The following is a 21,314-nucleotide window of genomic DNA, read 5'->3' on the forward strand; positions in this document are numbered from 1 at the left end:
ACCACCTCACATGCCTTCACATTGGTTGTCTTTGTGACTACTGTATTTATATACAGGCAAAAGAATAAGCGAATCCTGTTGCTTTGGATAGTGGCTTTTTAATGTAGACCGGTTTCGGCATGTGAGGACAAGGCTTGTGCAGGAGCAAAGCTTGCTCGCGATAAGCCGCCTGAAGCTCAAAAAGTGCCGGATGCCAGCCTATCGCCATCTCACCCTCAGTCGCTGGCCTTTTTTCTGCATGCAGAACAACCGTCACGTCCAACCCGCATCATCCGGTCGAGCCGACCTAAGGAAACTACATCGTGAAAATCAACTGGGCCGAGAACCTGCGCCAGAACGTCCATCAACTGGCCGAGTCCCTGGGCAACCTGTTTGTCGAGACCTTCCATTACCTGGCGCTGTTCGCCATCGGTGCGGTGACCGCGTGGGCGGCGGTGATGGAGTTCTTGCAGATGATCGAAGCAGGGCACATCAAGATCGATGACATCCTGTTGCTGTTCATCTACCTGGAATTGGGGGCGATGGTCGGGATCTACTTCAAGACCAACCACATGCCGGTGCGGTTTCTGATCTACGTGGCGATCACCGCGCTGACGCGACTGCTGATTTCCAACGTTTCCCATCACAGCCCGCCAGACCTGGGGATCATCTACCTGTGCGGTGGCATCCTGCTGCTGGCGTTTTCGATCCTGGTGGTGCGCTACGCTTCGTCGCAGTTCCCCTCGGTGAAGATCGAGCACCCGCACCGCAAGGTCGGCGCGGGTTCCAGCGAGCATGCCGAGGTGGAGAAAGGAGAAATCTAGATCCCGGCGACAGAGGACGCCGGCCCCTGTGCGTGCGGTGGTGGCAGCTTGATGTTGTCACCGCCGGTCATGGCTTCGAGGATGGCCACGGCGCTGTGGCCATCCTCGATGGCGATACCGAACTGGATGCTTTGTACCAGGCGCTTGAGCCGCTCCGGGTCGTTGCGCTGCTGGGCGCTGATCATGCGTTTGGCGACGATGCGCCCGCTCTTGGACAGGGTCAGCATGATGCTGCCGTCCAGGCCCTGAATGCTCAGGTTGATTTGATAATTCGGCGCAAAAGCGTCGGTAATGATCTGAAAAGGGTTGTCCATGATGCGTCACCGCCTGATTGAACGTGCAGTTGTTGACCGGCCATGATCGGGATTAGTTCGCAACACCGGACCATCGGCCATTCCATGATCGTGTTCATCTCGAGATTCCGGGGCCAGGCAGGCCTCAGGATCAAAAGATCGCAGCCTGCGGCAGCTCCTACAGGAAGTTAGCAAGTGGCATGCCGGAAAAACTGTCGGACAATGATCACGGAGGCTAAGCGCCGAATGCTCTGGAATGCGGCTGTGGCCGCTGCCCGTTTCGGGGCAATAACGCGCGGATGTTCGCTGACGGTGCAGGAGGGGAGGCGATAGGCGGTGCGGTAGCAGGGCGGGGCAACTCCCGACATTAACAGCGCCTTTGCCTGTTGTCTGGCTTTATTTGCATATGAATATTTATCTTTTTTTAGGGCTTGAATTGTTCTTCCGCCAGCCCGACTCTGTATTCAAGGGGCCGTTGCATCAACGTCGATGGCCCCCGGCGAGCTAGCTGAAATAAGGGATGAACTATGCAAATCCAAGTCAACAGCGATAACCATATTCAAAGCAGCATCCGACTGGAGGAGTGGGTACGTACTACCATCGAAAGCACGCTCGAACGTTATGAAGAGGACCTGACACGGGTCGAGGTTCATCTGCGGGACGAGAACGGCGATAAGCCTGGCCCCCATGACCTGCGTTGCCAGCTTGAAGCACGGCCCAAGGGCCATCAGCCGGTTTCCGTGACGCACAAGGCCGAATCGCTGGAACTGGCGATCGAAGGCGCGGCCACCAAACTTGAAAATGCCCTGGAGCATTTGTTCGGCAAACTGCGCGGCAAGCGCGCCGTCGATTCGACGCCGACTGAGTCCATAGCCCTGGCCGATGCGCTGCTGGAAGAAGAATTCCTGGAGAACGAACGGGCCACGCTTCACGGCTGAGACTTCGTTCATTTCACTTTCGACTGAAAACGGGCCTGCAATTGCAGGCCCGTTTTGGTTTTATCGGTTTGCACTCCTGCATTGATCACATTCCCCTGAGGGAGCGAGCCTGCTCGCGATGGCAATAGCCGGCGCTAGCGCAAAAACGCCTGCCGATACTCCCCCGGCGTCGCGCCCAAGGCTTGACGGAACCGATTGGTGAAGTGGCTGGCGCTGGCAAATCCGCAGGCCAGTGCCACATCGCCCAGCGGTTGAGAGGTGGTGCGCAGCAAATGCCGCGCGCAGGTCAAGCGTCTGGCCAGCACATATTGATGAGGAGGCAGCCCGAAGCTTTCGCGGAACATCCGCGCGAAGTGGTATTCGGACAACGCACACAGCGCCGCCAATTGTCCAAGGCTGATGGCCTCGGCCAGGTGGCTGTCGACGTAGTCCACCAGCAACCGTCGTTGGTGAGCGGCCAGGCCGCCTTTGAGGCGAAGTCCCTGGCGCTGGCCCACCTGGCTGAGCAGCAAATGATTGAGCAAGTCATGGGCCAGGCTGGTGGTCAGCAGACGCTCACCAGGTTCGTCCCAGTTCAGCGCGATCAACTGGCGAAAACGCTGTGCCTGTTGCGGGTCGTCGAGGAAGGTCTCCTCGTGCAGTTGCACCTGCCGGGGCTCGCGGTCCAGCAGCGTGACGCAACCAAGGGCAAATTGTTCAGCGCTGAAATACAGGTGGGCGAGGCGAATGTCGCCGTTGATGACCCAGGCTGACTCATGCCCGGCCGGCAGGATGCAGAGTTTGCCCGGTGCCCCCGTGGTGTCGGGCCGCTCGCGGCGAAACGTACCGGTGCCGCCAGCGATGTAGCACGACAGCGTGTGGTGCGTTGGCGCCTCGTAGTCCCGGGCGTCGTGGTGATTGCTCCACAAAGCGGCCGCCAAGCCGTCCCCAAGCTCGGCGCTGTGCTCCAGGCGAGCATTGGGCGAGCTGTTGAGGGCTTGAAAGACTTGCAGCGTTTGCAGTGTGGACATGATCGGTTCTCCAACGCCTGCATCCTACTCCGTCGGCCGGTCCGTGCCAGCCTGTCAGCCGACAAAACCGCAAGTTTACGCAAGCGCCGGGTCCATGGCAGCGGGACACTGAGCGTCATTGTCAGGAGCCGTCACCATGAACCTCTCGTTGTACCTGCTTACCGTGCTCATCTGGGGCACCACCTGGATTGCCCTGAAACTGCAGTTGGGCGTCGTCGCCATCCCGGTATCGATTGTCTATCGCTTCGGCCTTGCGGCCCTGATCCTGTTTGCGATGCTCTTGCTCAGCCGGCGCTTGCAGGTGATGAACCGGCGCGGTCATTTGATTTGTGTTGCCCAGGGCCTGTGCCTGTTCTGCATCAACTTCATGTGCTTCCTGACCGCCAGCCAGTGGATTCCCAGTGGGTTGGTCGCCGTGGTGTTTTCCACCGCCACGCTCTGGAACGCCCTCAATGCCCGCGTGTTCTTCGGTCAGCGGATTGCCCGTAATGTGCTGTTGGGCGGCGCCCTGGGGCTGTTGGGGCTGGCGCTGCTGTTCTGGCCGGAGTTGGCCGGCCATAGCGCAAGCCCGCAAACCTTGCTGGGGTTGGCGCTGGCGTTGCTGGGCACCTTGTGTTTCTCGGCGGGCAACATGCTGTCGAGCCTGCAACAGAAGGCCGGCCTCAAGCCGTTGACCACCAATGCCTGGGGCATGGCCTATGGCGCGGCGATGTTGGCAGCATGGTGTGCGTTCAAAGGCATCCCGTTCGACATGGAATGGAATACGCGCTACATCGGCTCGCTGTTGTACCTGGTGATCCCGGGTTCGGTGATCGGCTTCACGGCCTATCTGACGCTGGTGGGGCGCATGGGGCCGGAGCGGGCGGCGTATTGCACGGTGTTGTTCCCGGTGGTGGCGTTGAACGTCTCGGCGTTTGCCGAAGGCTACCAGTGGACGGCGCCGGCATTGGTGGGGCTGGTGTTGGTGATGCTGGGTAACGTGCTGGTGTTTCGCAAGCCTCGGCCAGTTGCCGCGAAAGTCGCGCTGGGTGCTCGCTGAAGCATAACGTCTGGCGATAATCCGGTGGCGAGGGAGCTTGCTCCCGCTGGGTTGCGAAGCGACCCCAAGGTGTATCTGCCACCATGGTGCATCAGATAAACCGCAAGGGGCTGCTGCGCAGCCCAGCGGGAGCAAGCTCCCTCGCCACAGTTTGTTCTATTTCCAGACTTGCGGGTTGACCAGGTTCTGCGGTCGCTCGCCCAGCAATGCGCTGCGCAGGTTATCCACAGCCAGATCGGCCATGGCGGCACGGGTTTCGTGGGTGGCCGAGCCGATGTGGGGCAGGGTGACGGCGTTCTTCAGCTGGAACAGCGGCGATTCGGCCAGCGGTTCTTTCTCGTAGACATCCAGCCCGGCACCGCGGATGCGATTGTTCTGCAGGGCTTCGATCAGCGCCGGTTCATCCACCACCGGGCCTCGGGAAATGTTGACCAGGATGGCGCTCGGTTTCATCAGGCCCAGTTCGCGCCGGCCGATCAAATGGCGGGTCTTCTCGCTCAATGGCACGACGAGGCAGACGAAGTCCGCTTCGGCCAGCAACTGGTCCAGTTCGCGAAACTGTGCGCCCAATTGGTTTTCCAGTTCGGTCTTGCGGCTGTTGCCGCTGTAGAGGATCGGCATGTTGAACCCCAGCCGGCCACGCCGGGCAATGGCCGCGCCGATGTTGCCCATGCCGACGATACCCAGGGTCTTGCCATGTACATCGCTGCCGAACAGTTGCGGGCCGACGGTTGCCTGCCATTGGCCCGCCTTGGTCCAGGCGTCCAGTTCGGCCACGCGCCGGGCGCTGCTCATCAGCAGGGCGAAGGCCAGGTCGGCGGTGCTTTCGGTGAGTACGTCGGGGGTGTTGGTGAGCATGATCCCGCGCTCATTGAAGTAGGCCAGGTCATAGTTGTCGTAGCCCACCGATATGCTGGATACCACTTGCAGGTTGGCGGCGCCTTGCAATTGCTCGCGCCCGAGCTTGCGACCGACCCCGATCAGCCCGTGAGCGTGGGGCAGGGCTTCGTTGAACTGCGCGTTGATATCGCCCTTGGACGGGCTCGGCACGATCACGTCGAAGTCCTGTTGCAGGCGCTCGACCACCTGGGGCGTGATACGGCTGAAGGCAAGTACGGTTTTTTTCATCGTGCAAGGCTCGTCGGGGAGAAGATACCAAGCACGCTAACATTCCTGGCGAGGGTTAGGCGAGAGGCAGTTGATTGGGAATGTAGCCAACCCCTGTGGGAGCGAGCTTGCTCGCGATAGCCGTAGTCCACTCAACATGGATGTCGGCTGACAGTCCGCCATCGCGAGCAAGCTCGCTCCCACAGGGGGCTGCAGTGGACAAAGCATTGGGGCTCACCCAAGGTCGAATGTGGGAGCGAGTCGCTAGGTTTATGCCGCCCGCAGCGAAATAAAGGCGTAATTAACCGGCGCTTCAGTAACCACCCGCGCGCCGCTGGCCGATACCTGGCTGGCCACGTCATCGCCAGACAGATGGAACTGCCATTCACTGGTGTGCTGTTGCGCAGGTTGCAGGCGTGCCTGATCAAGGGCGGCCGCGAATGCGCTCATCTTCGGCAGGTACGCGGTGAACCCGTCGCCCTTGAGTGCGGTGGTGCAGATGCCCAGGGCGGCGCAGATGCGCTCCTTGATGGCGATCTCTTCACGGTCGGCCTGGCGTGAACGCTCGATCAACCGAGCCAGTTCCTGGTCCACCAATTCACCGCCAACTATCAATTGCGGCCCCGTTTCCCATGACTCCGGCGGGCAATCCTTGGCGGCGGTATTGAGCGGGATGTGTGGATTGATTTCCATGGGATAAATGCGGCAGACCAAGGGCCTGCGCTCATAGATGCGGCACAGGTTGTCGGCGTCCAGATTATGGCAAGGGCCGGCGTTATAAGCCGCGAAGGTGATCGCCACGAGCGCCTCGCAATTGCCGCTACGCACTACCGCCGAGCGCCGTTCGGCGTGCTCGCGTTGCGCCACTGGCAGACCGAGGCCATTGGGCAGGAAGGCCTCGATCAGGACAATCACCTGACCGCCGTCACTCGCCCACATCCTGGCTTCGTCGAGCGTCAGGGGAACGTGATGACCCGTGCAGCATTTACCGCACCCTACACAGGAAAACCTTGTATTCATTGATCGACCGAAGGCAATGGGTTGAAAGCGGCGACAGAAAAACGCCGCGATAAGCCCTGCAAAGCAAGTTATGCGCCACTCACCGGTCGGTAGCGGTGGGGCGGACCGAGTCCCACTCGGTCACGTAGGCGGTTTTGGTTTTCTTGCGGTAGAGGCACAACTCGGTGCCGATCGCGCCTTTCATGTGTTTCTGCGGATATTGGCCTTGCAGCAACAGCGCGGTGTAGCCGACGCGGTCGTCGAATTGAGCGGCGCTACCCACCGGCTCAGCGCTCTTCAAACCGCTGGCCTTAATGCAACTGGCCAGCACGGCTTTGTCGTGGGCGGCCCAGGCGTCCGTGCTGGAAGCATGAGCTTGAGAGGCCAGGACAGTGAGGCCAAGGAGAGTCAATAGACGGATGTTCATCAGGGAGCCTTGTTCCAGGAAACCAGGACAAGAGTATGCCAGAGGTTGTGGACAGTGACCGCTCCTGCGCTGGAGCGCAGAAGCGAGCAATCGACAGGGCTCAGTGACCTTGCGCGGCAACGGCCTTGGCCGCCGTGATCAGGCACTTGGTCAGTTCCGGTGAGGAGAATTTGGTGAGCACGCCGTTGGCACCCGACAGCCGGGCTTTTTCGCTGTTCATGGCGCTGTCCAGCGAGGTATGCAGCAACACGTAGAGGTGGGCGAAGTCCGGCGTTTCGCGCAGCGTCCGGGTGAGGGCATAGCCGTCCATCTCCGACATCTCGATGTCGGAGACGATCAGGTTGATCTGTTCGGCCGTGCCTTGCAGGTCCAGCAGGCACTCGATGGCTTCCTTGGCGCTGCGCGCGGTGTGGCATTGCAGGCCCAGGTTGCGCAGGGTGTGCACCGATTGCTGCAGCGCGACCTGGCTGTCATCGACCACCAGGATCCGTGCGTTGCCCAGCACCTCGGCGTCTTCCATGCTCAGTTCGGTCGGCGCGGTTTCGATCTGTGCCGGGGCGATGCCGTGGATGACCTTTTCGATGTCCAGCACCTGCACCAGCGTGCCCTCCACCGAGGTCACGCCGGTGATGTAAGAACGCACACCGCCGGAGCCGTAGGGCGGCGGTTTGATGTCGGTGGTCAGGCAATGCACGATCTTGCTCACCGCCTGCACATGCAAACCCTGTTTGGAGCGGCTGACGTCAGTGACGATCAGGCAGCCGCCATCCGGGTCTTCCAGCGGCCGCTCGCCAATGGCGCGGCTCAGGTCGATCACCGACAACGATGTCCCGCGCAGGGTGGCGATGCCTTTGACGTGCGGATGCGACTCCGGCAGCTTGGTCAAGGGTGGGCAGGGAATGATTTCGCTGACCTTGAGCAGGTTGATTGCCATCAGCTTGCCGCTGCGCAAGGTAAACAGCAGAAGCGAAAGTGAATCTGCGCGGGCTTTGTTGGAAGACATAAAAACCTTCTGTGGAAAAAGGTGGGGCGAACTCGAGGAACGCCAAAACAGCTTGTGATATTGGGTTATCGACTCGTTGGGGACAGGCTTTAGGGCGAAAGCCGTCAATAACGAGGATCGTGTAACAAGCCCGCTTTTGTGGCGAGGGAGCTTGCTCCCGCTCGGCTCTGTAGGAGCTGGCGAAGCCTGCGATCTTTTGATCTTGATCTTTTGCTCTCGACTCAATTGCCAGCGGAAAGATCGCAGCCTCGTTGCACTCGACAGCTCCTACACAGCTCCTACGGCGCAGCCCAGCGGGAGCAAGCTCCCTCGCCACAAAAGCGCCCCCAGCCACTATTTCAGGCCAAGCCGTTTTGCCATTCGCCCCAGGTTCGCCCGGTCCAGCCCCAACTCCCGGGCGGCGCTGGCCCAGTTGTGCTGGTGACGCTCCAGGCAGGCAGCGATCAGCGTGCGCTGGAACTGGTCCACCGCTTCGCGCAAGTCTCCCGTTACGCCCTGCGCGGTCGGTGCCGGGAGGATGGACGAAGGCGTGGGGTTGTCCACAGGCGCCTGGGGCAAATCCAGGTCCTGGGCGCTGAGGCTGAGGATTTTCGGGCGCGTCGCGCACCGGCCCAAGGCCTTCAAGGCGCTGCGGCCGATCAGGTGTTCCAGTTCGCGCACATTGCCCGGCCAGTCATAGGCCAGCAGCGCGGCCTGGGCGTCACTGCTCAGGCGCAGGCTGCCCAGGCCCATGCGCGACCGATTTTGTTCCAGGAAAAAACCGCTGAGCAGCAGCACGTCCCGCCCGCGATCGCGCAGCGCCGGCACCTGCAGCGGATACACACTCAAGCGATGGTAGAAGTCGGCCCGATAACGGCCGTTGCGCACTTCTTCGGCCAGGTCGCGATTGGTGGCCGCGATCAGGCGCACATCGACCCGGTGTTCCTTGTCCGAGCCCAGGCGTTGCAGTTGGCCGCTTTGCAGTACCCGCAACAACTTGGCCTGGACGGTCAGGGACAACTCGCCCACTTCGTCGAGGAACAAGGTGCCACCGTCGGCCAGTTCGAACTTGCCGCGCCGGTCGTTCGTGGCCCCGGTGAAGGCGCCGCGTACATGGCCGAAGAGTTCGCTTTCCACCAGCGTATCGGGCAGCGCGGCGCAATTGAGGCTGATGAGTGGCTGCTCGGCACGTTTCGACGCGGCATGGATGGCCTGGGCGACCAGTTCCTTGCCCACGCCGGTTTCGCCGGTGATCAATACCGTCAGGTCGCTGCTGCCCACCAGCGCGATCTCTTCCACCAGGCGTTTGTGGGCCTTGCTCTGGCCGACCATGTCGCGAGGTTGCTGGCCGCTGGCCTGGCGATAGACCTCGGCGCGGCGGTGCTCGTCCTCGGCTTTCAAGGCCAGGCGCTCGATGCGCTCGGCGGCGCTGACCGTGGCGGCGGCGAGGCTGGCGAACGCTTGCAGGGCACTCAGGTCGATGGGCTCGAAGCGCTCCGGATCCAGCGAATCCAGGGTCAGCAGGCCCCAGGGCCGTTCGTCGACGAACAGTGGGCAGCCCATGCAGTCGTGAACCTCCAGATGCTCGGCGAGCCCCTCGACCAGTCCGTCGTACGGATCGGGCAGGCCGCTGTCGGCGGCGAAGCGCGTGGGCTGTGGGTTGGCCAGCAGCGCTTCGAAGCGCGGGTGTTCGTTGACCCGGAATCGCCGGCCCAACGTGTCGGTGCTCAGGCCATCCACGGCGAGCGGCACCAGGCAGTCGCCGTCCAGGCGCAACAACGCCGCCGCGTCGCAGGGCAGCAGGGCTCGCAAGGTGCCGAGCAGGCGACGATAACGTTCGCCTTCAGGCAGTTCGCGGGACAGGTCGGCCACCAGCGGTAGCAAGGAGGTCAGCAGGGCGGTTGCGGTCATAATGACTCCATGTAGTCATAACGACTATAAAGCCTGCCGTGTCGATATGACTACATTGTTTTTAACTAGCTGATATTAAATGAAAAAATTTATGGCATGGAAACTGATAAGACATAAGTAACTTGTAATCGGCCATACGCCAGGAGTCACCCTATGCTTAGTCGAGAAGAACGCGCCATCATTCGCTCCACCGTTCCGTTGCTTGAAAGTGGTGGTGAGGCGCTGATCACTCACTTCTATCGCATGATGCTGTCCGAATACCCGCAGGTGCGCCCGCTGTTCAACCAGGCTCACCAGGCCAGTGGCGATCAACCACGTGCGTTGGCCAACGGCGTGTTGATGTATGCGCGCCATATTGACCAGCTCGATCAATTGGGCGACCTGGTGGCAAAGATCGTCAACAAGCACGTTGCCCTGCAGATCCTGCCGGAACATTACCCGATTGTCGGTGCGTGCCTGCTGCGGGCAATCGCCGAAGTGCTGGGCGCAGAGATCGCCACGCCCGAAGTGATTGCGGCGTGGGGCGCAGCCTACAACCAGTTGGCCGATATCCTCATCGGCGCCGAAGCCGGCATGTACGACAAGAAGGCCGAGGCGCCGGGCGGCTGGCGTGGCGAGCGTGAGTTCATCCTGACGGCCAAGGTGCAGGAAAGCTCGGAGATCACTTCGTTTTACTTTGAACCGGCAGACAAGGGGCCGATCCTGCTGGCCGAGCCAGGCCAGTACATCGGCATGAAGCTCATGCTCGATGACGAGGAAGTACGCCGCAACTATTCACTGTCAGCCCTGGCGGACAACGGTCAATACCGTATCAGCGTCAAGCGCGAACCGGGCGGACGGGTGTCCAACCACCTGCATCATCATTTCGACGTCGGCAGCCGCATCCAATTGTTCCCGCCGTCCGGAGATTTCTACCTGACTGCCAGCGACAAACCGTTGGTGTTGATCAGTGGCGGCGTCGGCATCACCCCGACCCTGGCCATGCTGCAGGCGGCGCTGCAAACCGAGCGGCCGGTGCATTTCATCCACTGCGCGCGCAACGGCCGTGCCCATGCCTTCCGCGACTGGATCGACGACCTGGCCAAGCGGCATCCGCAGCTCAAGCGCTTCTACTGCTACGACGAAGACGACGGTTTGAGCCCGGCGGCCGACAAGGTGGGGCTGTTGAGCCAGGAACAACTGGCGCAATGGCTGCCGCAGCAACGTGACCTGGACGCCTATTTCCTCGGGCCGAAGGGTTTCATGAGCGCCGTCAAGCGCCATCTCAAGGCCTTGGGCGTGCCGGACCAGCAGAGCCGCTACGAATTCTTCGGCCCGGCGGCGGCGCTGGAATAAGGTCGCGCTAAACCGGGAAACCGGGTTGCCTGCGTCGCGAGCAGGCTCGCTCCCACAAGGAATCTGCGGTAGACACTATTCTCGTGAACACCGCAAAAAACTGTGGGAGCGAGCTTGCTCGCGATGGCATCGGCACATTCAACATCAATGCAAGCTGACCCACCGCTATCGCGAGCAAGCTCGCTCCCACCCCTGGACCTGTGTGGGTGACAACATTCACGTCCGCCACAGATCCCTTGTGGCAGTGCTGACCATCAGACCAGGGCTCCCTGTGGGAGCGAGCCTGCTCGCGATGGCGGCGGCAGGTCCATCCTGGGTCCAACTGACCAGAATTAATCCGCACTTAACCTTCTCACGGTCTATTCCCCTCCAATGTCGACGCCCGCTGCTCGTTCACTGTCATGGTCTGCGTGTAGACTTCGGGCATCCGAACGCGCGCCCGAGTGTCGCCGTGCTGCGCGTCGATCCATGCAAACAAAGGGAAACGCAATGAGTGAGGAAATGATGCGATTGGGCCGTGAGCGGCGCTACCTGGTGCTGCTGGGGCTGATCTGCCTGGCGCTGATTGGCGGCGCGCTGTACATGCAGGTGGCCCTCGGTGAGGCGCCGTGCCCGCTGTGTATCCTGCAACGCTATGCGCTGTTGCTGATCGCGATCTTCGCCTTCATCGGGGCCGCCATGCGCACCCGCCGCAGCCTGACGATCTTCGAAGGCCTGGTGGTGCTCAGCGCCCTGGCCGGTGCCGGTGTAGCAGGGCATCACGTGTACACGCAGTTCTTCCCGGCGGTCAGTTGCGGCATTGACGTGTTGCAGCCGATTGTCGATGACCTGCCGTTGGCAAAAATATTTCCGTTGGGGTTCCAGGTCGATGGTTTTTGCTCCACCCCCTACCCACCGATCCTGGGTCTGTCCCTGGCGCAGTGGGCACTGGTGGCCTTCGTGTTGACGGTGGTGCTGGTGCCATTGCTGGTGTCACGTAACCGCAAACAGATTCGCTGAAGCACCTTCAAAAAACGCCCCGGTCTCTCTCCTGGAGAGCCGGGGCGTTTTGCGTTTCACTCTTGAGCCGGACCGTCCTTGATCCGGGGCAAGAATAGCCTGCGACAACGTGCGACACGTTGTCACATATCTTGAGGCGCTCAGCCTTTTCGAGGGCGATTAAGCGCTTCATTCTGTAACAAAAAACCGTCCGGTTTCGCACAACGCGTATCGCCAGCAGCAGGCATTTTTAACAGCGAAGCGTTGGACGCCTGGGGCCCCGAAAACTGGGCGCTTGCCGGGCAAAAAAAGCGCTTCGTGATCCCCTTGAGCTGTCTAAATCGGGCCCAGTAGCCCTACGTTTTTTGGGGTTCTTGTTGAGAATTAATTTCGATAACATGCCGGCTGTTGCAATATCTGCGAAAGATTGTTGCCGGATCGGATAAAAATTATTTCGAGATGAGACATGGTCTACAGCGCCTCAGCTCACTACAATCGCCCGCACCGATTTTCCGACCCGGCTCAAGCTTGAGCATGAGAGTGGTCGAAGGGCGCCAGCGCCCCATGCGACCCCAGGTGTCGGTGCCTCCAACTACCCGCACCAAATGGAATTGGGCTTGAACTAGGCCTTTGACCAACGAATAAGAACTCACTGCTGGCCCAGGATGTGTCGAACAGCCGCTGACGTTCGACGGGCAGCCCTTATTCAATCCAAGAAAATGCCAACCCTTGGCAGGGTGAAGTGTTGGCGATCAAAACCCAACTGCATTGCGCAAGCTGCTTTAGAGGTCGTGAGATGAGTAAAAACAGGTACCCCCGATTACTAGGCTTGTTGCCGCTGCTCGGCACGTTGCTGCTGGGAGGCTGCAACATGACCTTGCTCGATCCCAAGGGCCAGGTCGGCCTGGATGAACGAAACCTGATCATCACCGCTACGCTGCTGATGTTGCTGGTCGTTGTGCCGGTCATCGTCATGACCTTCCTGTTCGCCTGGAAGTACCGCGCAACCAATACCAAGGCCACCTACACGCCGAAGTGGTCGCATTCGACCAAGATCGAAGTGGCGGTCTGGACCATTCCGGTGTTGATCATCATTGCCCTGGGTTATGTCACCTACAAGTCGACCCACGCCCTGGACCCGTATCGTCCGCTGGATTCCGACGTCAAGCCGATCACCATTGAAGTGGTCTCCATGGACTGGAAGTGGCTGTTCATCTACCCGGAACAAGGCATTGCCACGGTCAACAAGATCGTGTTCCCGGCCCACACGCCGATCAATTTCAAGGTCACTTCCGACACCGTGATGAACTCGTTCTTCATCCCGGGCCTGGGCGGCCAGATCTACGCGATGGCGGGCATGCAGACCAAGCTGCACCTGATCGCCAACCAGAACGCCGAACTCGACGGTATCTCCGCCAACTACAGCGGCGCGGGCTTTACCGGCATGAAGTTCAAAGCAATCGCCACGACCCAGGAAGATTTCGACGCCTGGGTCAACGATGTGAAGAAGGCACCTAAACAGCTTGAAAAAGCTGAATACGAAGCCCTTTCCAAGCCGAGCCAGAACAACCCAGTCGAACTCTACTCGTCGGTTACGCCGAACCTGTTCCAGACCATCATCGACAAGTATGAAGGGATGAATCCGGGCAAGCCGATGCACCACGAGAAGAACGAGAAGGAAGTGGCTCACAACATGGAAGGGATGGACATGAGCTCGCATTCAGCTGCCGGGGCAGAGGAGTAAACGATGTTTGGTAAATTAAGTTGGGAAGCGATCCCGTTCCACGAGCCGATTGTCATGGTGACCCTCGCCATCATCGCGCTCGGTGGTCTGGCATTGTTTGCAGGCATCACTTATTTCAAGAAGTGGACCTACCTGTGGACCGAGTGGCTGACGTCGGTCGACCACAAGAAAATCGGCGTGATGTACATCATCGTCGCCATGGTCATGCTGCTGCGTGGTTTTGCCGACGCCATCATGATGCGTACCCAGCTGGCCATGGCCACCGAGGGTTCGCCTGGCTACCTGCCGCCTGAACACTATGACCAGATCTTCACCGCCCACGGCGTGATCATGATCATCTTCATGGCGATGCCATTCTTCACCGGCCTGATGAACCTTGCAGTGCCGCTGCAGATCGGCGCCCGCGACGTCGCCTTCCCGTTCCTGAACTCCCTGAGCTTCTGGCTGCTGGTGTCCGGCGTGGTGCTGATCAACCTGTCGCTGGGCGTTGGCGAGTTCGCCAAGACCGGCTGGGTTGCCTATCCGCCGCTGTCGGGCCTGCAATACAGCCCGGGCGTGGGGATGGATTACTACATCTGGGCGCTACAGCTATCGGGGTTGGGGACGACGCTGACGGGGGTCAACTTCCTGGCCACCGTGGTCAAGATGCGTACCCCGGGCATGAAGCTGATGGACATGCCGATCTTCACCTGGACCTGCACCTGGGCCAACGTCCTGATCGTCGCTTCCTTCCCGATCCTGACCGCTACCCTGGCTTTGCTGACGCTTGACCGCTACATGGATTTCCACATTTTCACCAATGAACTGGGTGGAAATCCGATGATGTACGTCAACCTGTTCTGGGCTTGGGGTCACCCCGAGGTGTACATCCTGATCCTGCCGGCGTTCGGGATCTTCTCCGAAGTCATCTCGACCTTCTCCGGCAAGAAACTGTTCGGCCACCACTCGATGATCTACGCCAGCGGCGCGATCTCGGTACTGGGCTTCATGGTCTGGCTGCACCACTTCTTCACCATGGGTTCGGGGGCCAGCGTCAACGCCTTCTTCGGCCTGGCGACGATGCTGATTTCGATCCCGACGGGGGTGAAGCTGTTCAACTGGCTGTTCACCATCTATCAGGGCCGCCTGCGTTTCACCAGCCACGTGATGTGGACCCTGGGCTTCATGGTGACCTTCGCCATCGGCGGCATGACCGGCGTATTGCTGGCCATCCCGGGTGCGGACTTCGTGCTGCACAACAGCCTGTTCGTGATCGCGCACTTCCACAACGTGATCATCGGTGGCGCCGTGTTCGGCTACATCGCCGGTTTCGCCTTCTACTTCCCGAAAGCGTTCGGCTTCAAGCTGCACGAAGGCTGGGGCAAGGCAGCGTTCTGGTTCTGGATCACCGGCTTCTTCGTCGCGTTCATGCCGCTCTATGTACTGGGCTTCATGGGCATGACCCGTCGCCTGAACACCACCACCAACCCTGAATGGGTGCCGTACCTGTACGTCGCCATGTTCGGTGCGGTGATGATCGCTGTTGGTATCGCCTGCCAGCTGATCCAGTTGTACGTCAGCGTGCGCGATCGCAACAAGCCAGAGAACATGTGCGAACACGGTGACCCGTGGAATGCCCATACCCTGGAATGGTCGACCTCTTCGCCACCGCCGTTCTACAACTTCGCCGTGCTGCCAAAGGCAGACGTCATCGACCCGTTCACCGAAGCCAAGGAAAACGGCACCGCGTACCCGGTCCCGGCCAAATACGAGCCGATCCACATGCCCAACAACACCGCTACCGGTGTGGTCATGGGCGCGCTGTTGACCGTGTTCGGCTTCGCGATGATCTGGCACATCTGGTGGCTGGCCATCGCCAGCCTGGTCGGCACCGTGGCGTATTTCGTGATCCATGCTGCCCGTGACGATCAGGGCTACATGGTGCCGGTGGATGTCATCGAGCGCATCGAAGCCGAGCAGCACAAGCGCCTGGTAGCGGCCGGGAAAGTCCCCGCCACCGCCACCCGTGTTGAAACCTCGTTGGAACAGGCTTAAACCATGTCGAACTTAGTGACCACTGTTGGACACGCCCATGGTCATGACCATGGGCACGATGACCATCACCACGACTCGGGCGAGATGACCGTATTCGGTTTCTGGCTCTACCTGATGACCGACTGCATTCTGTTTGCGTCGATCTTCGCAGCGTACGCGGTGCTGGTTAACAACGTCGCCGGTGGCCCATCGGGCCACGACATCTTCGAACTGCCGTACGTACTGGGCGAAACCGCGCTGCTGCTGTTCAGCTCGATCACCTACGGCTTCGCCATGCTGGCGTTGTTCAAGGGCAAGAAAACCCAGGTACTGGGCTGGCTGGCCATGACCTTCCTGTTCGGTGCCGGCTTCATCGGCATGGAGATCAACGAGTTCCACATGTTGATCTCCGAAGGCTACGGCCCTAACCGCAGCGGCTTCCTGTCCGGGTTCTTCACCCTGGTCGGCACCCACGGCCTGCACGTGACCAGCGGCCTGATCTGGATGGCGATCATGATGTACCAGGTCCAGAAAAACGGCCTGACCGCCACCAACAAGACGCGCCTGAGCTGCCTGAGCCTGTTCTGGCACTTCCTGGACGTGGTGTGGATCTGCGTATTCACCGTTGTTTATCTGATGGGGACCCTGTAAATGGCTAACGCACATTCCCATGATGGCCACGACGCCGGCCACGGCAGCGTCAAGTCCTACGCCATCGGTTTCATTCTGTCGGTGATCCTGACCGTCATTCCGTTCGGCCTGGTGATGTACCCATCGCTGCCCAAGAGCCTGACCCTGTGGATCATCCTGATCTTCGCCGTGGTCCAGGTACTGGTGCACCTGGTGTACTTCCTGCACCTGGACCGCTCCGCCGCCCAACGTAACAACGTGGTCGCGTTTGTCTTTGCCGCGATCGTGATTGTCCTGCTGGTTGGCCTGTCGTTGTGGATCATGTTCAGCATCCACACCAACATGATGGCGCACTGAGGAAAGTCCGGATGTCCCTGAAGCACTTTATCCAAATCACCAAGCCGGGGATCATTTTCGGTAACGTGCTTTCTGTGGCAGGCGGGTTTTTCCTGGCCTCGAAAGGGCATGTCGATCTGGCCATCTTCCTGGCGGCGATGATCGGCACTTCCCTGGTGGTGGCGTCCGGTTGCGTGTTCAACAACTGCATCGACCGTGACATCGATATCAAGATGGAACGCACCAAGAATCGGGCGCTGGTCCAAGGCCTGATTCCGGTGCAACTGGCCCTGGCGTTCGCCACGGTGCTGGGCGTGGCCGGCGTGGCGCTGTTGTACTGGGTGGCCAACCCGTTGGCGGCGTTGTTCGCGGTGATCGGTTTTGTCATCTACGTCGGCCTCTACAGCCTGTACCTCAAGCGCAAGTCGGTCCACGGCACGCTGGTGGGCAGCCTGTCGGGGGCGATGCCGCCGGTGATCGGCTATGTGGCGGTGAGCAACAGCTTCGACATGGCTGCGCTGACGCTGCTGGTGATGTTCAGCCTGTGGCAGATGCCGCATTCCTACGCCATCGCGATCTTCCGTTTCAACGACTACCTGGCGGCCTCGATTCCGGTGTTGCCGGTCAAGCGCGGTATCCGCGTAGCTAAGAAGCACATCCTGCTCTACATCCTGGCCTTCCTCGTGGCGACCTTGATGCTGACCTTCAGCGGCTACGCCGGCATGAGCTACCTCGCCGTCGCCGCCGCCATGGGCATGTACTGGCTGTACATGGCCTGGACCGGCTACAAGGCGGTGGATGACACGGTCTGGGCACGCAAGCTGTTCGTGTTCTCGATCTTCACCATCACCGCCCTGAGCGTCATGATGTCCCTGGACTTCAAGGTGCCGAGTGAGCTGCTGCTGACCTACGCGCCTTAAGCTTCAGACGCTGCAAAAAAAAGCCCCGCCTTCGAGAGAAGTGCGGGGCTTTTTGTTGGTGACTGTATGAAAGGACGCTGTCATTCGTCGCAATAGATTCTGGATTGTTGAACTATAGGCAATTTGCCTATAGTTTTGCCATGCGAAGCTTATTTTTAGAAACGACATCATTCACTTCCACGGTTGGCCATTACTTGGCTGACGATGAATATCGCGTGCTTCAGACCTATATGCGGCAACATCCACAGGCTGGTGACGTCATGCCACGAACCGGCGGTTTCCGTAAGCTGCGTTGGTTCGATGAACGTCGTGGCAAAGGGAAGCGAGGTGGGTTGCGGGTCATTTACTACTGGCTGATGCATGATCGTCAGTTCTGGATGTTTGCGATTTATGACAAGGACGAGTTGGAAAACCTGACCTGCGAGCAAGAGAAAACGCTCAAGCGCGCCATTGAAGCTGAGCTGAAAGTACGAGGTACCTTATGAAAAAGCGCGATCTGTTTGCCGAGATGATGCAAGGCGTCGAGGAGATGGCCGCTCATCGCGAGGGCAAGATTACCCTTCGCCAGATATCGATCGAAGACAAACCGGCTCCCGAGGTGTCGGCTCAGGAAATCGTGGCTTTGCGCGACAGGCTTCATATGTCCCAAGCCGTTTTCGCCAAGAGCATCAGGACCAGTCCAGGCACCCTTAGGAACTGGGAGCAAGAAAAATCCAAGCCTAACGCCCAGGCGGCTTTGTTGATCAAGCTGGTCGAGAAGTTTCCAGATATGGTCGAACGGCTTGGCGCTGTTTGATCAGACATATCCATGAAAACAGCCCCGCCTTCGAGAGAAGCGCGGGGCTTTTTTATGGACGATATTTCGGTCTGTCGATATTTCTGTGGGAGCGAGCCTGCTCGCGAAGCGGTGGGTCAGTTGAGCTGATATTGACTGACACGACGCATTCGCGAGCAAGCTCGCTCCCACAAGGGGATCAACCTGGGCTTATTGCTGGGCGATGCTGTAGCCGTCGAATGCCTTTTGCTGTTGCAGGGCGGTGACGATGCCTTTGCGGGTGGCCGGTTGTTCGGCGCCGTCGTTGTCCAGGAAGGTTTCGCTTTCCAGCTCGGCTTCGTCGCCTTCGCCTACGAAGTTGAAGCCCAGGAACTCGAAGGCTTCGCGGTCGACGTTCGGCTTGGAGCGGGGTGTGCGCAGGGGCAGGGTGACGCTGATGCCGTCCTTGCTGATGACGAATACTTCGGCTTCCTTCTTGGCCCGCGAGGCCTTGCCCTTGCTGCCGCTCGGGTTGCTGATGGCCTGGTGGGTCTGGTTCAGTACTTTCAGGGCCAGGCCGTAGACCAGTTCCTGGAACGACGGGTCGTCTTTGTAGCTGGAGAGGATACGGCTGATCGGGAAGCGGCTGCTCAGGTCTTCCAGGGCCGCGAAATCGGCGGCTTCGGCGTCCTTGAGTTGTTTGAGCTGGCCCATCAGTTCATAGGCCTTGTCGTCGTCGAACGCATCGTGAGCCTGGCGGATGGCGTGGCGCAGTTCGCGGATCTGGTCGCTTTCGCGGTTCGACTGGAACGCATCGAGGACCATTTCGCTGATGGTTTTGGCCTGGGGCAGATGCTGTGAAAGATTGATGGAGTTTTCGTATTCCGCTTTGGACGACAGGGTGACTACGGATTCAGCGGTGTTGGAATCGGACATTGAAATTTCACTACTTCTGTTAGCGGGATGAGGCGAGAAAGGCATTGAGCTTTTTTCCGGTCGCCTAATCTATTGGACGCGGGCGGTGTTGTCACGGTCGGACCGGTCACCGGTGTCCATTTCAGTCGCGCAGCAGATCCATCAGCCGCAACGCATCCGGCGTCGCGGCGCCGCTGGCGGTGTTGTCGAAGATGCACCAGGTCGGTGTGTCGGGGTCGGCTTTCAATGCTCGGGCGAGGCGCTCCAGCCAGGCGTCTTCGTAAGCTGAGTAGTAAATCCGTGGTGAACCGTGCAAGCGGTAGTAGCGAATGCCGGGCCAGCCTGCGGGTTGATCGCCGCCGGGCAAGGGTGACGGATCGGCGGCGACACGGCCGATGCATAGGTCTTGCAGCATCGCTGCGGCCAGCGGCACGAGCCAGCTCGGGTGTCGCGGCTCAAGCACGGCGTAACCCTGGTAACGGTCCCGCAAGGCCTTGAAGAATGCCGCGGCCACCGCGGCATCGAAGGCCAGCGACGGTGGCAACTGAATCAGCAGGCAGCCAAGCTGTTCTCCCAGTTGCGAGCATTGCCCGAGGAATTCATCCACAAGCCCTTCGCAGTCGATCAGCCGCCGTTCATGGGTGATCTGCTTGGGCATTTTGACCGAGAAACGAAAGTCCCGGGCCACGCTGGCTGCCCACTTTGCATACGTGGCGGGACGGTGCGGGCGGTAGAACGAGCTGTTGATTTCCACGGCCGGGAATCGGCTGCTGTAGCGTTGCAAATGAGTCCCGTCGACAGCAAAGGCCGGCCAGTGCTCCCGGGGCAGCGACCAACCGGCGCAGCCCAGGTAAAGGCGTGGGAAGGAGGGAGGTCGAGTCGGCAAGGGTGAAAGCCTGATTGCTAGGGATACAGCCTATGACCGCTGCCAGCGCTTCATGTCTGCATTCTTTTTTGCCTTCGGGGCCTGGGCACGGCTTATTCACAAATCACATTCTTGCCTGCCATCTTGGAGCGATACAGCGCCTGGTCCGCCCGGTGCAGCAACACAGCGTGCTGTTCATCCTCGAGTCGCTGCACCACGCCAAAACTCATGGTGATCTGGAAGTCGCCCACCGGCAGCAGGTCGGACAGACCCCGACGAATGCTCTCGGCCAGCAGGCGGGCATCGGCCAGGGTGGTGTTGGGCAAGATCATGATGAATTCGTCGCCGCCCCAGCGCACCAGCAAGTCGCCGTCGCGCTCGCAGCGCTTGACGCTCTGCACCACTTGTATCAGCGCTGCGTCGCCAAAAGCGTGGCCGTAGCGATCGTTGATGTCCTTGAAGTCATCCACGTCCATGGCGATCAGCGACAACGGCTCGCGAAAACGCTGCGCGCGCTCACAGGCCAGCGGCAGCGCCTGGTCCAGGCGATAACGGTTGGCGACCCGGGTCAGGGCGTCGGTTTCAGCAAGCTTGCGGTTCTCGTCGAGCTGGATCTGCAACTGATGGTTGACCCGGGACAGTTCGCGGGTGCGTTCTTCAATCACGGCTTCCAGGGATTTGTTACGCCGCTCCAGCTGTTCGAACAGGCGTTTCTTGTCATCGATACTGCGATGGGCGCCGATCATCCGCGCCACCGTGCCGTCCGGGTTACGGGCGATCACATAGCCGCGATCCTCGATCCAGATGTAGGAACCGTCGTGGGTGCGGCAACGATATTCGGCCTGATAGACGTGGGATCGATGTTCCAGGTAGTCGTCGAACGACGCCATGACCCGTGGATAGTCATCCGGGTGGATCACGCTCTCCCAGGTCAGCACGGTGTTGTCCAGTGAATGAGGCAGGTAGCCCAGCATCGTGTACCAGCCGGGGTTGCGGTAGACGAAGCCGGTGTTGGCATTCCAGTCCCAGATGCCATCGCTGACCAGTTCCAGGATGGTGTGCAGTACGCCTTCGTCCAGGTCGGACAGGTCGAACCGCAGCATATCGATGTTCGAGGCATCTCCCATCGTCGTTCCCTCAATCAGCCTTGATATCAAAATGCTCGTCCAAGGAGGAAGAGTAGCTGATGGGGGGCGAGAGGCACTAGCGGGGGATGTTCAGGCGGGGTTCGCTTTTGTGGCGAGGGGATTTATCCCCGTTGGGTCGCGTAGCGGCCCCGATGTGAACCGGCAGCCTTGGGGTTGCTGCGCAACCC

General features: G+C 60.0%; 22 protein-coding genes. 12 read left to right on the forward strand and 10 right to left on the reverse strand.

All coding sequences use genetic code 11. The features are described 5' to 3' along the window. The first annotated feature begins 302 nt into the window (after window positions 1-302). Window positions 303-803: a phosphate-starvation-inducible protein PsiE gene (locus tag LQ215_RS09600; RefSeq protein WP_047699631.1), complete on the forward strand. Its 501-nt coding sequence runs from the start codon at window positions 303-305 to the stop codon at window positions 801-803. On the opposite strand, the gene LQ215_RS09605 is transcribed toward LQ215_RS09600, so the two are convergent. Beyond that, a complete protein-coding gene (locus tag LQ215_RS09605; protein ID WP_230149239.1) occupies window positions 800-1,117 on the reverse strand; it encodes a DUF3509 domain-containing protein in 318 nt (105 codons plus the stop codon). The two genes, LQ215_RS09600 and LQ215_RS09605, sit on opposite strands and share 4 nt — an antisense overlap. 506 nt (window positions 1,118-1,623) lie before the next feature. Here LQ215_RS09605 and LQ215_RS09610 point away from each other — a divergent pair. Then, entirely contained in the window at window positions 1,624-2,034 is a 411-nt protein-coding gene (locus LQ215_RS09610) for an HPF/RaiA family ribosome-associated protein (RefSeq protein WP_230149241.1), read from the forward strand. A gap of 134 nt (window positions 2,035-2,168) precedes the next feature. Here LQ215_RS09610 and LQ215_RS09615 read toward each other — a convergent pair whose 3' ends face one another. Then, window positions 2,169-3,044, reverse strand: a complete 876-nt coding sequence (locus LQ215_RS09615; protein ID WP_230149242.1) for a helix-turn-helix domain-containing protein — start codon at window positions 3,042-3,044, stop codon at window positions 2,169-2,171. A 136-nt stretch (window positions 3,045-3,180) separates the two neighbouring features. On the opposite strand from LQ215_RS09615, the gene LQ215_RS09620 reads away from it, so the two are divergent. Next, complete coding sequence (locus LQ215_RS09620) at window positions 3,181-4,083, forward strand: DMT family transporter (RefSeq protein ID WP_230149243.1); 903 nt, start codon at window positions 3,181-3,183, stop codon at window positions 4,081-4,083. A 156-nt stretch (window positions 4,084-4,239) separates the two neighbouring features. Here LQ215_RS09620 and LQ215_RS09625 read toward each other — a convergent pair whose 3' ends face one another. The 5 genes from LQ215_RS09625 to norR form a co-directional block, all read right to left on the reverse strand. Beyond that, the gene (locus tag LQ215_RS09625; protein WP_230149244.1) at window positions 4,240-5,211 is read right to left on the reverse strand and encodes a 2-hydroxyacid dehydrogenase; all 972 of its coding nucleotides are present in this window, start codon (window positions 5,209-5,211) and stop codon (window positions 4,240-4,242) included. Window positions 5,212-5,460: 249 nt separating this feature from the next. Continuing rightward, the gene (locus LQ215_RS09630; protein ID WP_230149245.1) at window positions 5,461-6,210 is read right to left on the reverse strand and encodes a YkgJ family cysteine cluster protein; all 750 of its coding nucleotides are present in this window, start codon (window positions 6,208-6,210) and stop codon (window positions 5,461-5,463) included. Window positions 6,211-6,289: 79 nt separating this feature from the next. After that, window positions 6,290-6,616: a hypothetical protein gene (locus LQ215_RS09635; protein ID WP_230149246.1), complete on the reverse strand. Its 327-nt coding sequence runs from the start codon at window positions 6,614-6,616 to the stop codon at window positions 6,290-6,292. Window positions 6,617-6,716: 100 nt separating this feature from the next. Further along, window positions 6,717-7,619: a chemotaxis protein CheV gene (locus tag LQ215_RS09640; RefSeq protein WP_230149247.1), complete on the reverse strand. Its 903-nt coding sequence runs from the start codon at window positions 7,617-7,619 to the stop codon at window positions 6,717-6,719. Between the two features lie 333 nt (window positions 7,620-7,952). Beyond that, a complete protein-coding gene (gene norR, locus LQ215_RS09645; protein ID WP_230149248.1) occupies window positions 7,953-9,509 on the reverse strand; it encodes a nitric oxide reductase transcriptional regulator NorR in 1,557 nt (518 codons plus the stop codon). Window positions 9,510-9,662: 153 nt separating this feature from the next. On the opposite strand from norR, the gene hmpA reads away from it, so the two are divergent. The 9 genes from hmpA (at window position 9,663) to LQ215_RS09690 (ending at window position 18,261) form a co-directional block, all read left to right on the forward strand. Continuing rightward, window positions 9,663-10,844: an NO-inducible flavohemoprotein gene (gene hmpA, locus LQ215_RS09650; protein WP_230149249.1), complete on the forward strand. Its 1,182-nt coding sequence runs from the start codon at window positions 9,663-9,665 to the stop codon at window positions 10,842-10,844. Window positions 10,845-11,333: 489 nt separating this feature from the next. Then, on the forward strand, window positions 11,334-11,843 hold the full coding sequence (locus tag LQ215_RS09655) for a disulfide bond formation protein B (protein WP_003205398.1): 510 nt from the start codon (window positions 11,334-11,336) through the stop codon (window positions 11,841-11,843). 775 nt (window positions 11,844-12,618) lie between these two features. After that, a complete protein-coding gene (gene cyoA, locus LQ215_RS09660; protein ID WP_230149250.1) occupies window positions 12,619-13,566 on the forward strand; it encodes a ubiquinol oxidase subunit II in 948 nt (315 codons plus the stop codon). A 3-nt stretch (window positions 13,567-13,569) separates the two neighbouring features. Continuing rightward, a complete protein-coding gene (cyoB, locus tag LQ215_RS09665) occupies window positions 13,570-15,600 on the forward strand; it encodes a cytochrome o ubiquinol oxidase subunit I (protein WP_230149251.1) in 2,031 nt (676 codons plus the stop codon). A gap of 3 nt (window positions 15,601-15,603) precedes the next feature. Beyond that, window positions 15,604-16,230 (forward strand): cytochrome o ubiquinol oxidase subunit III, encoded by a 627-nt coding sequence (locus LQ215_RS09670; RefSeq protein WP_003205395.1) that lies wholly within the window; start codon window positions 15,604-15,606, stop codon window positions 16,228-16,230. Then, entirely contained in the window at window positions 16,231-16,566 is a 336-nt protein-coding gene (gene cyoD / locus LQ215_RS09675) for a cytochrome o ubiquinol oxidase subunit IV (protein WP_014340102.1), read from the forward strand. It abuts the gene before it with no gap. Between the two features lie 11 nt (window positions 16,567-16,577). After that, window positions 16,578-17,465 (forward strand): heme o synthase, encoded by an 888-nt coding sequence (cyoE, locus tag LQ215_RS09680; protein WP_003178131.1) that lies wholly within the window; start codon window positions 16,578-16,580, stop codon window positions 17,463-17,465. A gap of 140 nt (window positions 17,466-17,605) precedes the next feature. After that, complete coding sequence (locus LQ215_RS09685; protein ID WP_230149294.1) at window positions 17,606-17,950, forward strand: toxin; 345 nt, start codon at window positions 17,606-17,608, stop codon at window positions 17,948-17,950. Beyond that, window positions 17,947-18,261, forward strand: coding sequence for a helix-turn-helix domain-containing protein (locus tag LQ215_RS09690; RefSeq protein ID WP_230149253.1), 315 nt, complete (start codon window positions 17,947-17,949; stop codon window positions 18,259-18,261). Before LQ215_RS09685 ends, LQ215_RS09690 begins: the two co-directional genes overlap by 4 nt. 189 nt (window positions 18,262-18,450) lie before the next feature. On the opposite strand, the gene LQ215_RS09695 is transcribed toward LQ215_RS09690, so the two are convergent. From LQ215_RS09695 to LQ215_RS09705, 3 genes are all read right to left on the reverse strand, one after another. Next, entirely contained in the window at window positions 18,451-19,155 is a 705-nt protein-coding gene (locus LQ215_RS09695; protein ID WP_230149255.1) for a hypothetical protein, read from the reverse strand. A 121-nt stretch (window positions 19,156-19,276) separates the two neighbouring features. Further along, window positions 19,277-20,020, reverse strand: a complete 744-nt coding sequence (locus LQ215_RS09700) for a DUF72 domain-containing protein (RefSeq protein WP_230149257.1) — start codon at window positions 20,018-20,020, stop codon at window positions 19,277-19,279. Window positions 20,021-20,112: 92 nt separating this feature from the next. Then, window positions 20,113-21,126 carry a sensor domain-containing diguanylate cyclase gene (locus LQ215_RS09705; protein WP_230149265.1) on the reverse strand — a complete coding sequence of 338 codons (1,014 nt, stop codon included), beginning with the start codon at window positions 21,124-21,126 and terminating at the stop codon, window positions 20,113-20,115. Window positions 21,127-21,314: the final 188 nt, after the last annotated feature.

It is taken from the genome of Pseudomonas brassicacearum (assembly GCF_918698105.1).
GTDB lineage: Bacteria > Pseudomonadota > Gammaproteobacteria > Pseudomonadales > Pseudomonadaceae > Aquipseudomonas > Aquipseudomonas brassicacearum_F.